Source organism: Rhizobium cerradonense (genome assembly GCF_030182455.1).
In the GTDB taxonomy this organism is placed as follows: Bacteria; Pseudomonadota; Alphaproteobacteria; order Rhizobiales; family Rhizobiaceae; genus Rhizobium.
Map to the genome: position 1 here is coordinate 1 of NZ_JAQJCK010000037.1, position 19,141 is coordinate 19,141.

General features: G+C 60.4%; 16 protein-coding genes and 4 pseudogenes. 19 read left to right on the plus strand and 1 reads right to left on the minus strand.

Going from position 1 to position 19,141, the window contains the following annotated elements; genetic code table 11:
- The 5 genes from PH547_RS32420 to glcF form a co-directional block, all read left to right on the plus strand.
- On the plus strand, nt 1–173 hold a 173-nt coding region (locus PH547_RS32420), incomplete at its 5' end, for an ATP-binding protein (protein ID WP_285169419.1).
- Nucleotides 174–301: 128 nt separating this feature from the next.
- Nucleotides 302–1,492, plus strand: a complete 1,191-nt coding sequence (locus tag PH547_RS32425; protein WP_285170385.1) for a methyl-accepting chemotaxis protein — start codon at nt 302–304, stop codon at nt 1,490–1,492.
- Nucleotides 1,493–1,652: 160 nt separating this feature from the next.
- Nucleotides 1,653–3,110 (plus strand): FAD-linked oxidase C-terminal domain-containing protein, encoded by a 1,458-nt coding sequence (locus PH547_RS32430; RefSeq protein WP_285170374.1) that lies wholly within the window; start codon nt 1,653–1,655, stop codon nt 3,108–3,110.
- Nucleotides 3,107–4,264, plus strand: coding sequence for an FAD-binding protein (locus PH547_RS32435; protein ID WP_285170375.1), 1,158 nt, complete (start codon nt 3,107–3,109; stop codon nt 4,262–4,264). Before PH547_RS32430 ends, PH547_RS32435 begins: the two co-directional genes overlap by 4 nt.
- 1 nt (nt 4,265) lies before the next feature.
- A complete protein-coding gene (glcF, locus tag PH547_RS32440) occupies nt 4,266–5,591 on the plus strand; it encodes a glycolate oxidase subunit GlcF (protein WP_285170386.1) in 1,326 nt (441 codons plus the stop codon).
- 3 nt (nt 5,592–5,594) lie between these two features.
- Here glcF and bhcR read toward each other — a convergent pair whose 3' ends face one another.
- Nucleotides 5,595–6,404, minus strand: a complete 810-nt coding sequence (gene bhcR / locus PH547_RS32445) for an HTH-type transcriptional regulator BhcR (RefSeq protein ID WP_285170376.1) — start codon at nt 6,402–6,404, stop codon at nt 5,595–5,597.
- Between the two features lie 194 nt (nt 6,405–6,598).
- Between bhcR and bhcA the strand changes: the two genes are divergently transcribed.
- The 14 genes and pseudogenes from bhcA to PH547_RS32515 form a co-directional block, all read left to right on the plus strand.
- Nucleotides 6,599–7,789, plus strand: coding sequence for an L-aspartate--glyoxylate aminotransferase BhcA (bhcA, locus tag PH547_RS32450; protein ID WP_285170377.1), 1,191 nt, complete (start codon nt 6,599–6,601; stop codon nt 7,787–7,789).
- A gap of 10 nt (nt 7,790–7,799) precedes the next feature.
- A complete protein-coding gene (gene bhcB, locus PH547_RS32455) occupies nt 7,800–8,747 on the plus strand; it encodes a beta-hydroxyaspartate dehydratase BhcB (protein ID WP_285170378.1) in 948 nt (315 codons plus the stop codon).
- Between the two features lie 13 nt (nt 8,748–8,760).
- Nucleotides 8,761–9,924: a 3-hydroxy-D-aspartate aldolase BhcC gene (gene bhcC / locus PH547_RS32460; RefSeq protein ID WP_285170379.1), complete on the plus strand. Its 1,164-nt coding sequence runs from the start codon at nt 8,761–8,763 to the stop codon at nt 9,922–9,924.
- A 44-nt stretch (nt 9,925–9,968) separates the two neighbouring features.
- Nucleotides 9,969–10,934 carry an iminosuccinate reductase BhcD gene (bhcD, locus tag PH547_RS32465; RefSeq protein WP_285170380.1) on the plus strand — a complete coding sequence of 322 codons (966 nt, stop codon included), beginning with the start codon at nt 9,969–9,971 and terminating at the stop codon, nt 10,932–10,934.
- Complete coding sequence (locus PH547_RS32470; protein WP_285170381.1) at nt 10,931–12,019, plus strand: LysR family transcriptional regulator; 1,089 nt, start codon at nt 10,931–10,933, stop codon at nt 12,017–12,019. The genes bhcD and PH547_RS32470 overlap by 4 nt, the downstream gene beginning before the upstream one ends.
- 190 nt (nt 12,020–12,209) lie before the next feature.
- Nucleotides 12,210–13,214, plus strand: a complete 1,005-nt coding sequence (gene trbB, locus PH547_RS32475) for a P-type conjugative transfer ATPase TrbB (RefSeq protein ID WP_285170382.1) — start codon at nt 12,210–12,212, stop codon at nt 13,212–13,214.
- On the plus strand, nt 13,211–13,555 hold the full coding sequence (locus PH547_RS32480) for a TrbC/VirB2 family type IV secretion system protein (RefSeq protein WP_483315597.1): 345 nt from the start codon (nt 13,211–13,213) through the stop codon (nt 13,553–13,555). Before trbB ends, PH547_RS32480 begins: the two co-directional genes overlap by 4 nt.
- A complete protein-coding gene (locus tag PH547_RS32485; protein ID WP_018236221.1) occupies nt 13,555–13,836 on the plus strand; it encodes a VirB3 family type IV secretion system protein in 282 nt (93 codons plus the stop codon). The genes PH547_RS32480 and PH547_RS32485 overlap by 1 nt, the downstream gene beginning before the upstream one ends.
- 9 nt (nt 13,837–13,845) lie before the next feature.
- Nucleotides 13,846–15,987 (plus strand): annotated as a pseudogene (trbE, locus tag PH547_RS32490) (conjugal transfer protein TrbE); the annotation flags it as partial.
- Complete coding sequence (gene trbJ / locus PH547_RS32495) at nt 15,893–16,597, plus strand: P-type conjugative transfer protein TrbJ (RefSeq protein WP_285170383.1); 705 nt, start codon at nt 15,893–15,895, stop codon at nt 16,595–16,597. The pseudogene trbE and the gene trbJ, both read left to right, overlap by 95 nt.
- A gap of 13 nt (nt 16,598–16,610) precedes the next feature.
- On the plus strand, nt 16,611–16,928 hold the full coding sequence (trbK-alt, locus tag PH547_RS32500) for a putative entry exclusion protein TrbK-alt (protein WP_285170384.1): 318 nt from the start codon (nt 16,611–16,613) through the stop codon (nt 16,926–16,928).
- Nucleotides 16,925–18,279, plus strand: a pseudogene (trbL, locus tag PH547_RS32505) (P-type conjugative transfer protein TrbL). The gene trbK-alt and the pseudogene trbL overlap by 4 nt, the downstream one beginning before the upstream one ends.
- Nucleotides 18,276–18,716 (plus strand): annotated as a pseudogene (gene trbF / locus PH547_RS32510) (conjugal transfer protein TrbF); the annotation flags it as partial. The pseudogenes trbL and trbF, both read left to right, overlap by 4 nt.
- Nucleotides 18,700–19,141, plus strand: a pseudogene (locus PH547_RS32515) (aldehyde dehydrogenase family protein); the annotation flags it as partial. The pseudogenes trbF and PH547_RS32515, both read left to right, overlap by 17 nt.

A 19,141-nucleotide genomic window follows, 5' to 3' on the forward strand; every position in this document is an offset into this window, starting at 1 on the left:
GCTACGGCCGCCGATCAACCATCATCACCAGCCAACTTCCCGTATCGGCATGGCATGGCGTCATAGGAGACCCGACTTACGCCGATGCCATACTGGATCGCCTCGTTCACAACGCTCATCGCATCGAATTGAGCGGCGATAGCCTACGCCGAAACCTGCCCCGAAAAGCTTGACACCCTGCCTAAATGAACTGACAACAATCATCGCCTGCAGACCCCACTAAAAAGGGGCGAGATCATCCCGGAATCAAGGGGCGCAATCATCTCGGAACAAAGGGGCGGCTTCATCGGAATCGGCATCCATTTCGAAGCCAATAACCAAGCTGGTTTCAAGTATGAAGAAACTGGCGCTAGGCGACACAACTGTGACGGTGGATGGCACAACCCGCAGCGACGAGATTGGCGACATGTCGCGCGCTGTCGTCGTGTTTCGTGACAATGCCATCGCCAAGACAAACGCGGAGGCTGATGCGCGGAAGACAGAAACGCTCGCTGAATCAGAACGTCTTGCGATGGAGGCCGAAAAGGCAGAAAGGCTCAAGATTCAAGCTGATGTAGTGAACCAGATCGGCCGCGGCCTTTCTGCGCTCGCCAAGGGTAACCTGCGCAGTAAAATCTCTGGAAATTTCCCTGACGATTACCGTCAGCTCAAGAGCGATTTCAATGATGCGCTCATGCAGCTCAATCACACCATTCAATCCGTTGCGGGCCAAGCCACTTCCATGTCTGAGACATTGGATCAGATCAGCAACGCCAGCAACAATTTGGCGGAAAAGACAGAGCACCAAGCGCTTGTCCTTGATGGTGCCGTAAACACGATGACCGCAATCGCAAGAGATGTGAATCAGACAGCGGATGCTGCAACAAGGGCCGACCAACTTGTATCGGAGGCACATACTGCTGCGGCATCATCCGACGAAATCATTTCCAGCGCGTTGAGCGGCATGGCAGAAATCGAACGTTCATCAGTCGACATTGCCAGTATCATCACCGTCATAGACGAGATCGCCTTTCAGACAAACCTCCTAGCTCTTAATGCTGGCGTTGAAGCGTCAAGGGCTGGCGACGCCGGGAAGGGTTTTGCAGTTGTTGCCTCTGAAGTTCGTGCCCTGGCACAGCGCTCGGCAGATGCCGCAAAGGAAATTAAGGATCTGATTGAGGTGTCGTCGCATCGAGTTGCAAGGGGAATGCAACTTGTCGGCTCTACGAGCGATGTTTTGAAATATGTCGCCAACCATATCAAGCTGATCAGATCGATGGTGTCTGAAATTGCGAGGACTGCCGCTGGGCAATCTAAACATCTGGGTAATTTCAGAGCAACGATTTCCCAAATCGATGAGGCGACGCAGCAAACAGCCACCATGGCCGACGAGTCGATGGTTGCCTGTCGGTCCCTGCAAGACGAAGCGACCCATCTGTTGCATCTGATCAGCCAATTCGAACTCAGCGACGAACCAGTTGTGCAAGAAGACAAAAGGGCGACGCTAGGATGAAGCTCTCCATCTCCGCCAATGCGTACTTCCCCAATCTTTCAGGGCGTTCCAACTGCTACAGAGCTTGCTTTGGCTCTTCTGCCGCCTTGTGTCGTGATTGTATGATGGGGACCCGCATCGTCAGTCGTTGCCATCGCCTTGCTCGACGGAGCCATTATCCATGCCAACTCTAGCGATGCCTGCGCCAGACCCTGATATTCTCGCCAGAGCCTCTGAGATCATTGAGCGGCTCCTGGCAGCGCTTCCCCACGACGTGGTCATATCCGATCCACAAGAAACGCGTGCTTACGAATGCGATGCCTTGACTGCCTATCGGTGCGCCCCTCTCGCGGTCGTGTTGCCACGGACCACCGCGGAGGTCTCAACGGCTATGGCGATTTGCAACGAAATGGGAGTGCCGGTGATCCCGAGAGGTGCTGGCACATCGCTCGCTGGTGGGGCATTGCCGACGGCCGATAGCGTGGTCATCGGCACGATGCGCTTGAGAGACATACTGGAAGTCGACACGGCTAATCGATTCATCCGTGTCCAGACGGGCGTGACCAATCTGTCGGTCAGCGCTGAATTGGAGGCATCAGGCTTCTTCTACGCACCGGATCCCTCATCTCAGCTCGCGTGCACGATCGCCGGCAACATCGCCATGAATTCTGGCGGGGCACACTGCCTCAGATACGGTGTGACCACAAACAATCTCATGGGTATCAGGATGGTCATGGCCGATGGGGGCATCGTTGATCTCGGCGGTCCATTTCTGGGGGGAGGTGGTCTCGACATCCTTGGCCTTTTGTGCGGTTCGGAGGGGCAGCTTGCGATCGTCACCGAGGCGACTTTGCGCATCCTGCCCAAGCCAGAAGGCGCCCGCCCAATGCTCATTGGGTTTGACAGCGCCGAAACGGCCGGCGAGTGTGTAGCGCGCATCATTCGGTGCGGACTGCTCCCCGTCGCAATTGAGTACATGGATGATGTCTGCTTGCGTGCCGTGGACGCCTTCGCGAACGCCGGATATCCAAAGTGCGCTGCGGTTCTAATTGTCGAAGTAGAAGGTTCTGAAGAAGAGATTCTTCATCAAATTGGGCGGATCCACCAGATTGCCGCAGAGCTGAACCCAGTGGAGTTTCGCACCAGCCGCAATGCGGATGAGTCTCTGGCCATCTGGAAAGGACGCAAATCGGCCTTTGGAGCAATGGGAAGACTTGGCGATTATCTCTGTCTTGATGGAACCGTTCCCGTCTCAAAGCTCCCACCCACCCTGAAGCGCATCGGCGAACTCTCCAAAGAATACGGGCTGGAGGTCGCCAATGTCTTTCACGCCGGTGACGGCAATATGCATCCCCTCATTTTGTTTAACGCGAATGAGCCCGGGGAGCTGGAACGGGCCGAGGCATTTGGAGCCGACATTTTGCGTCTTTGCGTTGACGTTGGGGGCTGCCTTACCGGGGAGCATGGCGTCGGAATTGAGAAGCGCGACTTGATGACCAAGCAATACACAGCCGACGATCTGGCCATCCAAATGGAGGTCAAAAGTGTTTTCGACGCGCATTGGCAGCTTAACCCGACCAAAGTGTTTCCCCTCGAAGTCAGTAAACCATATCGGGAGAGGGCGGTGAGCAGCTCATGAACATCGAGGAGGCAACAACAAAGGTGCCGCGTTCCGGTGTCAGCCCGACGGATGAAGCTGAACTCGCAGCTTTCATCCTCGATAGCCATGCCCGCGTGGCGCCGATGCGGATCGCCGGGGGAGGAACTCGGGTGCCGGCCGAGGCCGTTGATGCAGGGCAAATAATTTCAACCAGCAAGATGTCTGGTATCGTAACCTATGAACCCGGCGCACTGACCCTGATTGCGCGGGCAGGCACTTCCTTACGTGAAGTAGAAGATGCGCTTGCAGCCGAGGGCCAAGCCCTGGCGTTCGAACCGACGGACCATAGGGCTATCCTCGGCTCGGAAGGTGCACCGACGATCGGCGGCGTTGTCTCCGCCAATGTCTCAGGGCCGCGTCGGATCCAGGCTGGAGCATGTAGGGACCACCTTCTCGGGGTCAGGTTCGTCGATGGTCGTGGCCGAATGATCAAGAATGGCGGCCGCGTAATGAAGAATGTCACGGGGCTCGATCTCGGCAAGCTTCTGTGTGGCAGCTACGGCACTCTCGGCATCCTGACGGAAGTGGCGTTAAAGACGCTGCCCTTGGCGGAAGCAGAAAAGAGCCTGAAATTCCCCAGTGTCACTTCACGTGAGGCGCTGGAAGTCTTCGTCAGCGCGCTGGCCACACCGTTCGAAGTCTCCGGAGCTGCATTCCACGCTGGCACCGCATGGTTGAGGGTCGAAGGTTTTGATGCACAGGTTGACTATCGCGTCAACCGGCTCAAGGAACTGTTCTCTCGTCGGGAAATTGATATCGTCACGCACGATGCCAGCCGTGCAGTGTGGCGCGAGCTGCGCGACGTAAAACACTTCTCATCCTCGAAGGATGCAATCTGGCGGATATTGATCAAACCAACCGACGCGCCGGACGTGATGGAGGCGCTACGCCAACTCGGCGGAGAGGCGTCCGTCGACTGGGGCGGGGGCCTGATCTGGTTCTCCGGTGCGGCTCCAAGCGCCGCCGTCCGCAGGGCGGTGGGTGCGGGCCGCGCGATGCTCGTGCGGCCCGGCTCGCTGCCTGCCGCCAATCTGTTCCCACCCGAAGGCAGCGCCGTTGCCCGGATTTCGGCCGCACTGCGCAAGACATTCGATCCCGCCGGGATCCTCAATCCTGGTCTTATGGGCGATTGAAATGCAGACGAAGTTTAGCGAAGCACAACTTGCCGATCCAGCCACCAACCGTTCGAACGAGATCTTGCGATCCTGCGTCCACTGCGGCTTCTGCACGGCGACATGTCCGACATACAAAGTGCTCGGCGACGAACTCGATAGTCCGCGCGGTCGCATCTACCTCATCAAAGACATGCTGGAGAATCAGCGGAAGCCGGACGAAAAGACCGTGATGCACATCGACCGGTGCCTGAGCTGCCTCAGTTGCATGACGACCTGTCCGTCCGGTGTTCACTACATGCACCTTGTCGATCATGCTCGCGAGTACATTGAGCGCAACTACAAGCGCCGGTGGGACGAGAGGGCACTCCGGTGGCTTCTGTCAAAGATCCTCCCTTATCCGGACCGATTTCGGCTGGCGCTGTTGAGCGCAAAACTCGTCCGCCCCTTCAGGAAATTCGTGCCCGACCCTCGGCTTCGGGCGATGCTGGAGATGGCGCCGGACCACGTGCCATCCAGGAGCAAGAACGACCGCCCACAACGCTCTCCCGCAGAGGGGCAGCGGATCAAACGTGTCGCGCTTCTCACCGGCTGCGCACAACGCGCCCTCAACACCGACATCAATGATGCGACCATCCGATTGCTGAGGCGGCATGGGTGTGAGGTAGTCATTCCCGAGGGGATCGGTTGCTGCGGTGCGCTCACCCATCATATGGGCAAAGCCAATGACAGCCATGCAATGGCTGCGGCCAACATCCGAGCGATCGTGGCAGAGCTGGATGATAAGGGACTTGATGCGGTTGTCGTTAATACCTCGGGCTGCGGAACCACCGTCAAGGACTATGGCCACATGTTTCGAAATGATCCTCTGGCCGCAGACGCCGCCCGCGTTGCGGGCCTCGCGAAGGACATTTCCGAAGTGATCGCCGATATCGGTCTTAAAGACTCTTCGTATGCCGAACCGCTGCGGGTTGCCTATCACGCCGCCTGTTCGCTGCAGCATGGCCAGCAGATCCGCTCGGCGCCAAAGGACCTGCTGAGAACCGCAGGCTTCGAGGTGGTCGAACCTCGTGACAGTCACATTTGTTGCGGGTCAGCAGGTACTTACAACCTGATGCAGCCAGCGATATCGACCGAACTCAAAACGCGCAAAGTCGCGACGCTTGAGGCGGTGGGAGCCCAGGTTGTCAGCGCGGGCAATATCGGCTGCTTGATGCAGATCGGATCCGCAACCGATATCCCGGTCGTCCACACCGTGGAGCTGCTCGACTGGGCGACGGGAGGGCCGCTGCCTCGAGGCTTGGCCGGCGTGACAAGATCGCAGGTCCGAGAAGAACTGCCCGCCTGAACATCATGGAGCGCCGATGCGGCGGGAAACCATGCTCGCGGCGCGCCTCACGCGCTCGCCGAACTCATGCACATCAGAATCCCGGATCCGAATTTTCGGTCCGGACACAGAGATACCTGCCACCGCTTCTCCATGCACATTAAGGATCGGCGACGCAACACAACGCATCCCGCGAGTGCGTTCCTCGTCGTCGAACGCATAGCCTCGTTCTCGCGTTCTCTGCAGTTCTTTGCGCAATTGGTCGAAGGAACGCATGGTATTCTCGGTGAACCGCTCGAGTTCTCTTTTCTTGAAGAGAGTTGAAAGCCGGTCCTCGTCATAGGTGCTGAGAAGCGCCTTGCCGATGCCCGACGCATGCAGCGGTGACAATGTTCCCGGCGGAAAAAATGCCCGGATCGACTCGTGCGTTTCCACTTGGCTGATGAACAGGACATTGCCGTCCCTCTCGATACCGAGATTGGATGTCTCGCCCGTTTCCAACATCAGGTCGCGCATGACCGGACGGCTGCGCTCGACGACATTGGAGCGGCGGAGGAAGGCCGATCCCAACCGGTACGCCTCTGGGCCGATATGCCAGACCTGGCGGTCAGGGCTGATTTCGACAAAATCTCGTCGCTCCAGGGTGGCCAACACCCGGTGCATCGTTGCCGTTGATTGACCGAGATGATCGGCCAGCTTTGAAAGCGTCATACCCTCCGGCGTTGCGAGAGCTTCAAGTACGTCCAATGCTCGATCAAGAGCCTGGATCGTGTTTTGGGATTGCGGACCATTAAAGGCTTTCGGGCGTCCTCTTCGACGCATTTCAACGGTCATTAGCAATGGCCTCCGCTAGTGTCGTGCTCAAGAAAATTCTTCACTGAAAAATCAATTCATGCAATGAAAAATACTAAATATTTGTTATATTTGATATTTATTGCATATTATGTCGAATTAAAAGCAGTTTTCAGAAAAATATATCATGAGCGGCTGCCGTGTTAGAGGTTTCCTACACGCGGAGGACGTTCAAAATGTACATGCAAAACCCGGTCTTCATTCCAGGTCCGACCAATATGCCCGAGGTCCTTCGCAAGGCTTCGGACATGCCGACGCTCGACCACCGCTCGCCGCTGTTCGGTGAGATCCTGCGTCCGGCGCTTGCAGGCGTTAAGAAGGTTATCAAGACTGAAGCGGCGTCGGTCTTCGTGTTCCCGTCGACGGGAACCGGCGGATGGGAAACGGCCATCACCAATACGCTCAGCCCGGGTGACCGCGTGTTGGCGGCCCGCTACGGCATGTTCAGCCATCGCTGGATCGACCTATGCTTGCGGCACGGCCTCAAGGTCGATGCTATCGAGGTCGAGTGGGGCCATGGCTCTCCCGCCGATCGCTATGAGGAAGTTCTCGCAGCCGATACCGCACACGAGATTAAGGCTGTGCTGGTCACGCATAACGAGACGGCAACCGGCGTCAAATCCGATATGGCGGCCATACGCCGGGCGATCGACGCTGCTAGCCATCCGGCCCTTTTGTTCGTCGATGGTGTCAGCTCCATCGCCTCGATGGATTTCCGCATGGACGAATGGTCCGTCGACATCGCCGTGACCGGTTCGCAAAAGGGCTTCATGCTGCCCGCCGGCCTGGCGATCACAGCTTTTTCCCCGAAGGCCCTGGCAGCCGTCGACCATGCAAAGCTCCCGCGCACCTTCTTCGACATTCGCGATATGGCGAAGAGTTATGCGAACAACGCCTATCCCTATACCCCGGCCGTCGGACTCCTGAATGGCTTGAAGCTCTCGACGGAGTTGCTGCTCGCCGAAGGCCTGGAGAATGTATTTTGGAGACATCGCCGTATTGCCGGCGGCATTCGCGCTGCCGTTCGGGCATGGGGTCTGGATCTGTGCGCCAGAAGCGAGGAACTCTATTCCGACACGGTGAGTGCGATCCGCACACCGCAAGGTTTTGACGCCACCTCGATCGTCGCCCATGCCGCGAAGAAGTACGATGTCGCTTTCGGAACCGGGTTGGGCGAGGTTGCCGGCAAGGTGTTCCGCATCGGGCATCTCGGCAGTTTGACTGACGTCATGGCTCTTTCAGGCATTGCGACGGCTGAGATGGCCATGGTCGATCTTGGTCTCAACGTCAAACTCGGCTCGGGCGTTGCGGCTGCGCAGGAACACTATCGCAACGACCGTCTGTCCAAGATTCAGGCAGCGGCCTGAGGAGTATATGATGTACATTCCGACATTGGCCGACATGGTGGCTGCGCATACGCGCATCAAGCCCTACATCCATCGTACACCGGTTCTCACCTCCAGCTTCATCAACTCGCTTGTCGGCGCCGAACTGTTCTTCAAATGCGAGAACTTCCAGAAAGCCGGTGCATTCAAGGCTCGCGGCGCATCCAACGCCGTCTTTGGCCTGAGCGACGAGCAGGCAGCCCGCGGCGTTGCCACGCATTCATCCGGCAACCACGGCACATGCCTCTCGTACGCCGCCGGGCGGCGGGGCATTCCCTGCACAGTCGTTATGCCGCGGACCGCCCCGCAGGCAAAGAAGGACGCCGTCCGCGGATATGGCGGCAGGGTGGTCGAATGCGAGCCCTCAACCTCGTCGCGTGAGGCCGTCTTTGCAGACGTCGTCGCTGAGACCGGCGCCGAATTTGTTCATCCCTACAACGATCCGCGCGTCATCGCAGGCCAGGCAACCTGCTCGAGAGAGCTGATAGAGCAGGTTGACGGGCTCGATGCCGTGGTGGCGCCGATCGGCGGCGGCGGCATGGTATCGGGAACCTGCCTCACATTGTCGAACCTCGCGCCGAAAATCAGAATCTATGCGGCCGAACCCGAGCAGGCCGATGATGCCTGCCGCAGCTTCAAGGCCGGCTACATCATTGCCGATGACGCTCCGAATACGGTGGCCGATGGTCTGAAGGTGCCGCTCAAGGATCTGACCTGGCATTTCGTCAGAAACCACGTGACCGATATCCAGACGGCCTCCGAAGAGGAGATCGTCGATGCGATGAAGCTCATCTGGAAGCGGATGAAGATCGTCATGGAACCCTCCAGCGCCGTCCCTCTGGCGACGATCATCAAGAACAGGGAGGTTTTCGCCGGTCAGCGCATTGGCGTCATCATCACCGGCGGAAACGTCGACCTCGACACATTGCCGTGGCAGTAAGGGAGAAAAAGCAATGAACATGGAACCGAAATTCGCCGGCCTGGAAGTCGGCTACGACGTGCCGGCTCTTCCCGGCATGAGCGTCGACGACATCCAGACGCCATGTCTGATCCTCGATCTCGATGCACTCGAGCACAACATCCGCAAGATGGGCGACTATGCGAAGGCCCACAACATGCGGCACAGGGCGCATGGCAAGATGCATAAATCCGTCGATGTCCTCAGGCTTCAGCAGGAGCTCGGCGGTGCGATCGGGGTCTGCTGCCAAAAGGTTTCCGAGGCGGAAGTCTTCGTTCGTGGCGGCGTCAAGGATGTACTGGTCTCGAACCAAGTTCGTGACCCGGCAAAGATCGATCGCCTGGCACTCCTGCCGCAGCACGGTGCGCGCATCATCGTCTGCGTCGATGACCTCGCAAATGTCGAAGAGCTCTCGAAAGCGGCACAGAAATACGGCACGACGCTGGAATGCTTCGTGGAGATCGATTGCGGCGCCGGACGCTGCGGCGTCACGACGACGGCGGCCGTCGTCGAGCTTGCCAATGCTATCCATGTGGCATCCGGTCTCAAGTTCACTGGCATCCAGGCCTATCAGGGCGCGATGCAGCACATCGATAAATATGAAGACCGCAAGGCGAAGCTCGACGCGGCCATTGCCCAGGTCGAGGATGCCGTCAACGCCCTGAAGGCCGAGGGCTTGGAACCTGAGCTGGTCAGCGGCGGCGGCACCGGCAGCTATTACTTCGAGAGCAATTCGGGCGTCTATAACGAGCTGCAATGCGGCAGCTATGCATTCATGGATGCCGACTACGGCCGCATTCAGGACAAGGACGGCAAAAGGATCGACCATGGCGAATGGGAGAATGCCCTGTTCATCCTGACGAGCGTCATGAGCCATGCAAAGCCCGACAAGGCAATCTGCGATGCCGGCCTTAAGGCGCAATCGGTCGATTCCGGCCTGCCCTTTGTCTACGGTCGCAATGACGTGAAATATATCAAATGCTCTGACGAGCACGGCGTTATCGAAGACCCGAACGGCGTTCTGAAGGTCAACGAGAAACTCCGCCTGGTTCCGGGCCATTGCGATCCGACCTGCAATGTTCACGACTGGTATGTCGGCGTCCGCAACGGCAAGGTTGAAACGCTTTGGCCTGTGTCGGCCCGCGGCAAGGCTTACTGATAAAATAGGGGGCCTCGGCCCCCGACAAACCAGGCGGAAGTGCAATGATCATCATTCCCGAAAATGCCGTTGCCGAACTCGTCACGCCCTCTGATTGCCTCAAGGCGGTCGAAGAGGTCTTTGCCTCGATGGCGAACAAGTCGGCCTACAATTTTCCGGTGATCCGGGAGGCGATCGAACACGCCGATGCGCTATATGGCTTTAAGTCCGGCTTCGATCGCAAGAGCTTGGCGCTTGGCCTCAAGTCCGGCGGGTTCTGGCCAAACAATACCAGCAGAGGCCTTACGAACCACCAGTCCACTATCCTCCTGTTCGACGCGGAGACCGGAAAATGCCGTGCCGTGGTTGGCGGCAACCTGCTGACCGCCCTGCGGACGGCGGCCGCATCGGCAATCTCGATCAAGTATCTCGCCCGAAAAGACGCGAAGGTCCTCGGCATGATCGGCGCGGGACACCAGTCGACGTTTCAGTTGCGTGCAGCACTTCAGCAGCGACAATTCGAAAAGGTTGTGGCTTGGAACTTCCATCCGGAGATGCTGTGCCGCCTGGAGCAGGTAGCTAACGACGAGGGTCTTTCCTTCGAAGCAGTTGATCTTGATCATCTTGGGGCCGAGTCGGACGTCATTATCTCGATCACGTCGTCATTCGCTCCCGTGCTGAAGGCAGCGCAAGTTCGGCCGGGTACCCATCTCGCTTGCATGGGCACAGATACTAAGGGAAAGCAGGAGGTCGAGGCCGAACTCGTCGGTATCGCCAAGGTGTTCACGGACGACATTGCGCAAGCCGTGACCATCGGTGAGTGCCAGCATGCCGTCGAAAGGGGCATCATCACAAAAGATATCATCATTGAAATAGGTGCGGTAATCGGCGGAGCAAATCACGGCCGAAGCTCGGCGGATGAGATCACGCTCTTCGACGGCACGGGCATTGCGCTGCAAGACCTCGCAGTCGCTTCGGTTGCCGTTGATCTGGCCTTGGCAAAAGGCGTCGCCATCGAAATAGATTTTTGATCATAACGCTCGGCGAACGTCATGGCCAGCCGTGCAGGCTCGCAAGCGTCACCGTGAGTATGAGCGCAAAGGGCAAGTTTGGCATTCTTTTAGGCAAGGGCATGCTCTGGCCTCCGATGGCGACGCATGTGGCAATCCACAAAGTTGCGCTCTCAGATACGTATTTCGTGAGCCAACTAAAGGCTGGGGGGGGAGTGGTGGACCTTCGTCATCTCCGATATGTCGTTGCCGCTGCCCGTAACGGGAGCTTCAGTGCGGCTGGTCACGAGCTTAACGTGCGGCAACCGATCATCAGCAAGCGAATCCGTGAGTTGGAAGACGAGCTTGGCGTTTTTCTCTTCGACCGTGCGACATCGGGTGCGCGTCTGACGCCCACCGGGGAAGAATTTGTTGTAAGCGCCCGGCGCATCATCGACGGCTTCCAGCGGCTGTTCGACCTGGCCAAGGCCAGCGGCACAGGTAAGACCGGCCGTATTGTGGTGGGTTTCTATAGGTCAATGTCTTCTGGTTGCTTTCGCACTGCACTCAGGACATTTCGAAGGAAGTTTCCGGGCGTTGAAGTAGAGCTCATGGAGGCCTCCTACATCGAATTGAAAGCCGGGCTAATATCCGGCACAGTTGATCTTGCAATCGTTCTTGGTGACACGGGTAAGATCGAGCTCCTGGAATCGATACCACTATGGTCCGCCCATTTGCTCGTCGCCCTGCCAGAGGACCATGTGCTTGCCCAAAAGCCCACCATCTACTGGTCGGAGCTGAAGGGTGAGCGGTTTTTGATCAGTCAAGATGATCCAGGTCCTGATCTCCGCAATATCCTGCTTCGTCACTTGGCCGCACCATCGGATCACCCGGAGATCGTCATGCGCCAGTTGAGCCGCGAGGCTATTTTGAGCGAAGTCGGTAGCGGTGAGGGCATCAGTCTGCAATGCGACGGGCCTGCGGGCATATCGGAGCATGGCGTCGTCGTCCGGCCTGTGCACGACGGCAACGGCGGCACACGGCTCGGCTATATCGCCTGCTGGCGGCCGGACAATTCCAATCCTGTCCTCAAAAACTTCTTCGATACCATCCGTTGCTCGGATTGATTCTGTTTTAGCCGCCGTCAGTCCTTTCCGGCGCGGCAGGATCGGCGCCGAAGCGTTCAAGTATTTTTGCGATCCACTACGATCCTATACGCACCGCGTGACTATCTTGTTGCTGACCGCATATTTCTGCCCTTCTTGATTGTCCCCGTCGCGATCCGCCCTCTGGCCGATCGCCGGAAGCGGGGACACCATGTCGGGAATCCATCACCAGAACCAGGAAGCGATATCGCGCGGCGCGCGCATGCTGCGCACGGCGCTCGGACCTTCCATCGCTCGTCATCTCGAGGACCCTGCCGTCGTCGAGGTGATGCTCAACCCGGACGGCCGGCTCTGGATCGACCGGCTGAAGGATGGGCTGGCTGACACCGGTGAGACATTGCCTGCCGCCGACGGCGAACGCATCGTCCGTCTCGTCGCCCACCACGTCGGCGCTGAGGTTCACGCCGGAAACCCACGTGTCTCGGCGGAGCTTCCGGAAACCGGTGAGCGCTTCGAGGGCCTGCTTCCCCCGGTGGCTTCAGCCGCCACCTTCGCCATTCGCAAGCCGGCGGTCGCCGTTTTCACGCTCTCCGACTATGTCGATGCCGGGATCATGACCGAGGCGCAGGCCGACGTGCTGCGGCTCGCGGTCGAACGTCGCAAGAACATCCTCGTTGCCGGCGGCACATCCACCGGCAAGACGACGCTCACCAATGCACTGCTGGCCGAAGTTGCCAGATCGTCCGACCGTATCGTGCTGATCGAGGATACGCGCGAGCTGCAATGCGCCTCGCCGAACCTTGTGGCATTGCGCACCAAGGATGGTGTCGCCTCTCTTTCCGATCTGGTCAAATCATCGCTGCGCCTCAGGCCAGACCGCATTCCGATCGGCGAGGTGCGCGGCGCCGAGGCGCTCGATCTCCTCAAAGCCTGGGGAACCGGCCATCCGGGCGGCATCGGCACGATCCACGCCAATTCGGCCATCGGCGCGCTCCGGCGACTGGAACAGCTCGTACAGGAGGCGGTGGTCACGGTGCCCCGAGCGATGATCGCCGACACCATCGACCTGATTGCCGTGCTCTCCGGCCGCGGCGTCGCCCGACGGCTTGCCGAGATCGCGCTTGTCGACGGGCTCGATCCGGTGACCGGCGATTACCGCACCCTCAACGCTCATCTTCCCGACCGCCAACCGCTCCCGAAAGGAGAAGACATATGATCTTTCCCGCAGTTTCCCTGTTCCAGGGCGCCCACCGTCGTCTCGCTTCCGCAACCACGCTTGCCTCGATCTCGCTGATGACGGCACTGCCGGCGCACGCTTCCGGTTCGTCCATGCCCTGGGAGGAGCCGCTCGAAAAAATCCTCGAAAGCATCGAGGGACCGGTCGCCAAGATCGTCGCGGTGATCATCATCATCGCCACCGGCCTGGCGCTCGCCTTCGGCGACACCTCCGGCGGCTTCCGGCGGCTGATCCAGATCGTTTTCGGCCTGTCGATCGCCTTTGCCGCTTCGAGCTTCTTCCTGTCCTTCTTTTCCTTCGGCGGCGGGGCGCTGGTCTGATGGCGGCATTCGCAAACGAGCATGACGAGATCCGCGGCTATTACGCACCGGTCCGTCGGGCACTGACCGAACAGATCCTGCTCGGTGGCGCACCACGGGCGGTCGCCATCGTCAACGGCACGCTCGCCGGCGCCGTGGGCCTCGGGCTTCGCCTCTGGCTTGCCGGGCTGGCAATCTGGGCGATCGGCCATTTCGCGGCGGTCTGGGCGGCGCGTCGCGACGCGCAGTTCGTCGACGTCGGCCGCCGGCACCTGCGCTATCCGGCGCATCTTGGCGTGTGAGGTCCGACGATGTTGAACCTTGCCGAATACCGGAAGAAGAATGCCGGCCTCGCCGATTTCCTCCCCTGGGCGGCGCTCTTCGCCCCCGGCGTCGTCCTCAACAAGGACGGCTCGTTTCAGCGGACCGCGCGGTTTCGCGGGCCCGATCTCGATAGCGCCACGCCCGCCGAACTGGTCGCGACGACCGCACGCCTCAACAACGCGCTTCGCCGTCTCGGTTCCGGTTGGGCCGTCTTCGTCGAGGCTCAACGCAATCCGGCCAACGACTATCCGACAAGCCTGTTTGCCGACCCGGCCTCCGCCCTGATCGATGTCGAGCGACGTGAACAGTTCGAGGAAAGCGGACTCCTGTTCGAGAGCAGCTATTATCTCACCTTCGTCTGGTTGCCGCCGGCCGAAGAGGCTTCGCGCATGGAGGCCTGGCTCTATGAAGGGCGCGAACGCTCCGGTGTCGATCCATGGGAGCTGTTGAAAGGCTTTGTCGACCGCACCGACAGGGTGCTGCACCTCTTCGAAGGCTTCGTGCCGGAAGCCGGTTGGCTCGATGATGAGGAGACGCTGACCTACCTGCATTCGACCGTTTCGGCGTCACGCCACCGCGTGCGGGTTCCCGAAACGCCGATGCATCTCGATGCGCTGCTCGCCGACCAGCCGCTTGCTGGCGGTCTGGAGCCGCGGCTCGGCGAGTTTCACCTTCGCACGCTGACGGTGATCGGTTTTCCGACCACTACGTTTCCCGGCATTCTCGATGATCTCAACCGGCTCGCCTTCTCCTACCGCTGGTCGACGCGAGCGATCATGCTCGACAAGACCGATGCAACGCGGCTGGTCACCAAGATCCGGCGGCAGTGGTTCGCCAAGCGCAAATCGATCGCCGCGATCCTGAAAGAGGTGCTCACCAACGAGCAATCGGTGCTGGTCGATTCCGATGCTGCCAACAAGGCCAATGAGGCCGATGCCGCCCTCCAGGACCTCGGCTCCGACCAGATCAGCGAAGCCTACGTTACCGCCACCGTCACCGTCTGGGACGCCGATCCGCGCATCGCCGAGGAGAAGCTGCGGCTGGTCGAGAAGATCATCCAGTCTCACGATTTCATCTGCATCGCGGAAACCGTCAATGCTATCGAGGCCTGGCTCGGCAGTCTTCCCGGGCATGTCTACGCCAATGTCCGCCAGCCGCCGATCTCGACGCTGAACCTCGCCCATATGATTCCGCTCTCGGCGGTCTGGGCTGGACCCGAGCGGGATGAGCATCTCGATGCGCCACCGCTCCTTTATGCAAAGACGGAAGGAGCGACGCCGTTCCGCTTCTCGCTGCATGTCGGTGATGTCGGCCATACAATGGTGGTCGGCCCGACCGGCGCCGGCAAGTCGGTGCTGCTGGCGCTGATGGCGCTGCAGTTCCGCCGCTATAGGCGCTCCCAGGTCTTCGCCTTCGACTTCGGCGGCTCGATCCGCGCGGCGACACTCGCCATGGGCGGCGACTGGCAGGATCTCGGTGGCTCAATCTCGGATGCCACATCGTTTCTGAGCATGGTGGCGCTGCAGCCGCTGGCTGGCATCCACGACACGCCGGAACGTGCCTGGGCGGCCGACTGGCTGGTCGACATCCTGATCCGCGAAGGCGTGCCGATCACGCCGGAGGTCAAGGAGCATCTCTGGACGGCACTGACCTCGCTTGCCTCCGCGCCTGTTGCCGAGCGCACCATCACTGGCCTCACCGTGCTGTTGCAGTCGACTGCTCTCAAGCAGGCGCTCCGGCCCTATTGCATCGGCGGTCCTTACGGTCGTCTGCTCGATGCGGAGATGGAATGGCTCGGCAATGCCTCCGTCCGGGCCTTCGAGACCGAGGGGCTGATCGGCTCGGGGGCGGCATCGGCTGTGCTCGCCTATCTCTTCCACCGCATCGAGGCGCGCTTCGACGGTCGTCCGTCGCTGCTCATCATCGACGAGGGCTGGCGCGCGCTCGACGATGGCGGCTTTGCCCAGAAGATCAAGGAATGGCTGAAGACGCTGCGCAAGAAGAACGTCAGCGTGGTGTTCTCCTCCCAGTCGCTTGCCGACATCGAAGCCTCTCCGATCGCGCCTGTGCTGGTCGAAAGCTGCCCTGATCGTTTTCGATCCGAAGAACTATACGGAAAACCTGCTATCGGCTGCCCGCGCGCTGGAGCAGATCAACAACCAGATCACCTCGCTGCAGAACGAAGCGCAGATGCTGATCAACCAGGCCCGCAATCTCACCAGCTTGCCGACGTCGATGCTTTCTCAGATCGAGAGTAATTTCTCCGAGATGAGAAGCCTGCTCGCTCAGGCCGAGCAGCTTGCCTACAACGTCCAAAATATCGATCAGCAGTTCAGCACCACCTACGAGACCTTCGCCACTGGCAAGAGCAACGACCAGCTCGTGACGGCGGCACGCGAACGCTGGCAGCAGTCGGTCACGGCCTTCGAGGATTCGTTGAAGACGGGAGCCGTCGCCGTTGATGGCATCGCCAGCACCCAGGCGCAGACTTCTACGCTGGTCACCGCCAGCCAGTCCGCCGTCGGTGTGCTGCAGGCGGCCCAGGCCGGCAACCAATTGCTCGCGGTGCAGGCGAAGCAAATGTCTGATCTCACCGCCTTGCTGGCCGCGCAGGGCAGAGCGGAAGCGCTCGAGAAGGCGCGCGAAGCCGCTGCCCAGCAGCAGGCGCGCGAGCAGTTCAGCCGCTTCATGACCGGCACCGCCTATAGCCCGTCCAGCGTCCAGATGTTCCATCAGTAGGGAGCTTTGGACCATGGACCTCAAGATCGCCGCCCGGATGACCGCTGTGCTTGCCATTGGAGCAGGACTGACCGCGACGCTCATGGCGATGAGCCAACGACAGGGACCGGAAGAGACCCCCGTCTTCCGGTCGCTTGATCCGGGCGGCGAGCCTCAGATCCACGGGACCCGACAGGAACTGTTGCGCTGCCGTGACCTCGGTCCCGAAGCGCTCAAGGACAAAGCCTGCCTGAAGGCGTGGATGGAAAGCCGCCGCCGCTTCCTGAAACCCGCAGACACCGACCGGCCTACGGCGCCGGCATCGAGTGCCGGTGCCACGGTGAAGCCATGAACAATGTCGGCATCATCGATCGCTTCCTGGAGACCTTCACCTCCTATATCGACTCCGGCTTTGGTCTGCTCGGCAGCGAAGTCACGTTCCTCTCTTCGACGCTGATCGCAATCGACATCGTGCTGGCAGGCCTCTTCTGGGCCTGGGGCGCGGATGAAGATGTCATCCAGCGTCTGGTGAGAAAGACGCTCTATATCGGCTTCTTCGCCTTCATCGTCGGCAACTTCAACAATCTCGCCCGCATCGTCTTCGAGAGCTTTTCCGGCCTTGGGCTGAAGGCGGCCGGCGCCTCGCTATCGAGCACCGAGCTCCTGCAGCCCGGTCGTGTCGCCCAGGTCGGCATCGATGCCGGCAATCCGATCCTGCAGGCGGCCGGCGATCTGATGGGCTATGTCAGCTTCTTCGAGAACTTCGTGCAGATATTCGTGCTCTTGACCGCCTGGGTCATCGTGCTCGTCGCCTTCTTCATCCTGGCAGTGCAGATCTTCGTCACGCTGATCGAGTTCAAGCTCACCACGCTTGCCGGCTTCGTGCTGATCCCCTTCGCTTTCTTCAACAAGACCGCGTTCCTCGCCGAAAAGGTGCTCGGCAATATCGTCGCCTCCGGCGTCAAGATCCTCGTGCTCGCCATCATTGTCGGCATCGGCTCGCGTCTCTTCAGCGAATTCACCGCCGGCTTTTCCGATCAGCCGACGATCTCCGAGGCCTTGTCGCTGGTGCTCGGCGCCCTTGCGCTCATGGGCCTGTCGATCTTCGGACCGGGGATTGCGACCGGCCTCGTCTCCGGCGCACCGCAGCTTGGTGCGGGTGCAGCCGTCGGAACCGGCCTTGCGGCCGCAGGTCTTGGTGCCGCCGGCTATGTCGGCGCCCGCGCCGGCATCGGTGCAGCGGCCGGCGCCGTGGGTGGGGCGATGCGGGGGGGGCAGCCGTCGCCGGTGGCGCCAGCACCGCCTACGGTCTCGCCAGTGCCTCCTCCGATGCTGGCAGTGCCGGACGCGCCGCAGCAGGTTTTGCCGGTATGGCCAAGGCCGGTGCCGGCTTTGCGATGAGCAAGGCAAAGGAAACTGCCGGCCGGTCCAGCGAAACACTGCGGTCCAGCTACGGCGCAGGACAGTCGGCTGCATGGAAGGCCACGGGCGGCGGCAATGACGTCGGCGCGGGCGAAGCGGGCGCTGCGGGCGAAGGCGCAGGCGGAGCCTCGCAATCTTCCTCGCCGCCGGCTTGGGCCGAGCGCATGCAGCGCAAACAAGCTTTCCACCATGGTGTCAGCACCGCCGCCCACACCGTCCGCTCCGGCGATCACGGCGGCGGTTCCATGTCCGTTTCCCTCAATCAGGATGACCATCGATGAACCCGTTCAAACGCGCTTCCGTGCGATATGCCCGAACGCCAGAGCCCGAAACACCCTACAGACGAGCCGCCCAGGTCTGGGACGAGCGGATTGGCTCCGCCCGCGTCCAGGCCAGAAACTGGCGGCTGATGGCCTTCGGCTCGCTGCTCCTAGCCGGCGGTTTTGCCGCGGCGCTGATCTGGCAATCGACGCGCGGAACCGTCGTTCCGTGGGTGGTGCAGATCGACAGGATCGGCGAAGCGCAGGCGGTGGCGCCGGCAGTCGCCGAATATCACCCGACCGATCCGCAGATCGCCTGGCATCTCGCCCGCTTCATCGAAAACGTGCGCTCGATCCCGGCCGATGCCGTGATCGTGCGGCAGAACTGGCTCAGCGCCTACGAGTTCACGACCGATCGGGGCGCAGTTGCGCTCAACGACTATGCGCGAGTGGAAGACGGGCGATCCGCTCGATCCGGAAAACCGCGTCGGTGCTCTCGTCAGCAAGAACCACTATGAGAAGGTCACCTCCTTCCTCGACGACGTCAAAAGCGAGAAGCTGACGATCGCCCATGGCGGCGAAACGCATGGCGGCATCTTCGTCGAGCCGACGGTGGTCGACGGCGTCACCTCCTCCAGCCGGCTGTTCAAGGAAGAAATCTTCGGGCCGATCCTGTCGGTGACGACCTTCAACACGCTGGCCGAGGCGGTCGCCCTTGCCAACGACACCAATTATGGCCTGACGGCATCGGTCTATACCGGCAGCCTGAAGCATGCGATCCGCCTGTCGCGCGACATCCGGGCCGGCCTCGTCACGGTCAACTGCTTCGGCGAAGGCGACGCGACGACCCCGTTCGGCGGCTACAAGGAATCCGGCTTCGGCG

What these genes read in the sequence shown, in the direction of transcription:
- PH547_RS32430 (WP_285170374.1), top strand. Translation starts at nt 1,653, where the DNA reads ATGCCAACTCTAGCGATGCCTGCGCCAGACCCTGATATTCTCGCCAGA.
- PH547_RS32435 (WP_285170375.1), top strand. Translation starts at nt 3,107, where the DNA reads ATGAACATCGAGGAGGCAACAACAAAGGTGCCGCGTTCCGGTGTCAGC.
- glcF (WP_285170386.1), top strand. Translation starts at nt 4,266, where the DNA reads ATGCAGACGAAGTTTAGCGAAGCACAACTTGCCGATCCAGCCACCAAC.
- bhcR (WP_285170376.1), bottom strand. Translation starts at nt 6,404, where the DNA reads ATGACCGTTGAAATGCGTCGAAGAGGACGCCCGAAAGCCTTTAATGGT.
- bhcA (WP_285170377.1), top strand. Translation starts at nt 6,599, where the DNA reads ATGTACATGCAAAACCCGGTCTTCATTCCAGGTCCGACCAATATGCCC.
- bhcB (WP_285170378.1), top strand. Translation starts at nt 7,800, where the DNA reads ATGTACATTCCGACATTGGCCGACATGGTGGCTGCGCATACGCGCATC.
- bhcC (WP_285170379.1), top strand. Translation starts at nt 8,761, where the DNA reads ATGAACATGGAACCGAAATTCGCCGGCCTGGAAGTCGGCTACGACGTG.
- bhcD (WP_285170380.1), top strand. Translation starts at nt 9,969, where the DNA reads ATGATCATCATTCCCGAAAATGCCGTTGCCGAACTCGTCACGCCCTCT.
- trbB (WP_285170382.1), top strand. Translation starts at nt 12,210, where the DNA reads ATGTCGGGAATCCATCACCAGAACCAGGAAGCGATATCGCGCGGCGCG.
- PH547_RS32480 (WP_483315597.1), top strand. Translation starts at nt 13,211, where the DNA reads ATGATCTTTCCCGCAGTTTCCCTGTTCCAGGGCGCCCACCGTCGTCTC.
- PH547_RS32485 (WP_018236221.1), top strand. Translation starts at nt 13,555, where the DNA reads ATGGCGGCATTCGCAAACGAGCATGACGAGATCCGCGGCTATTACGCA.
- trbK-alt (WP_285170384.1), top strand. Translation starts at nt 16,611, where the DNA reads ATGGACCTCAAGATCGCCGCCCGGATGACCGCTGTGCTTGCCATTGGA.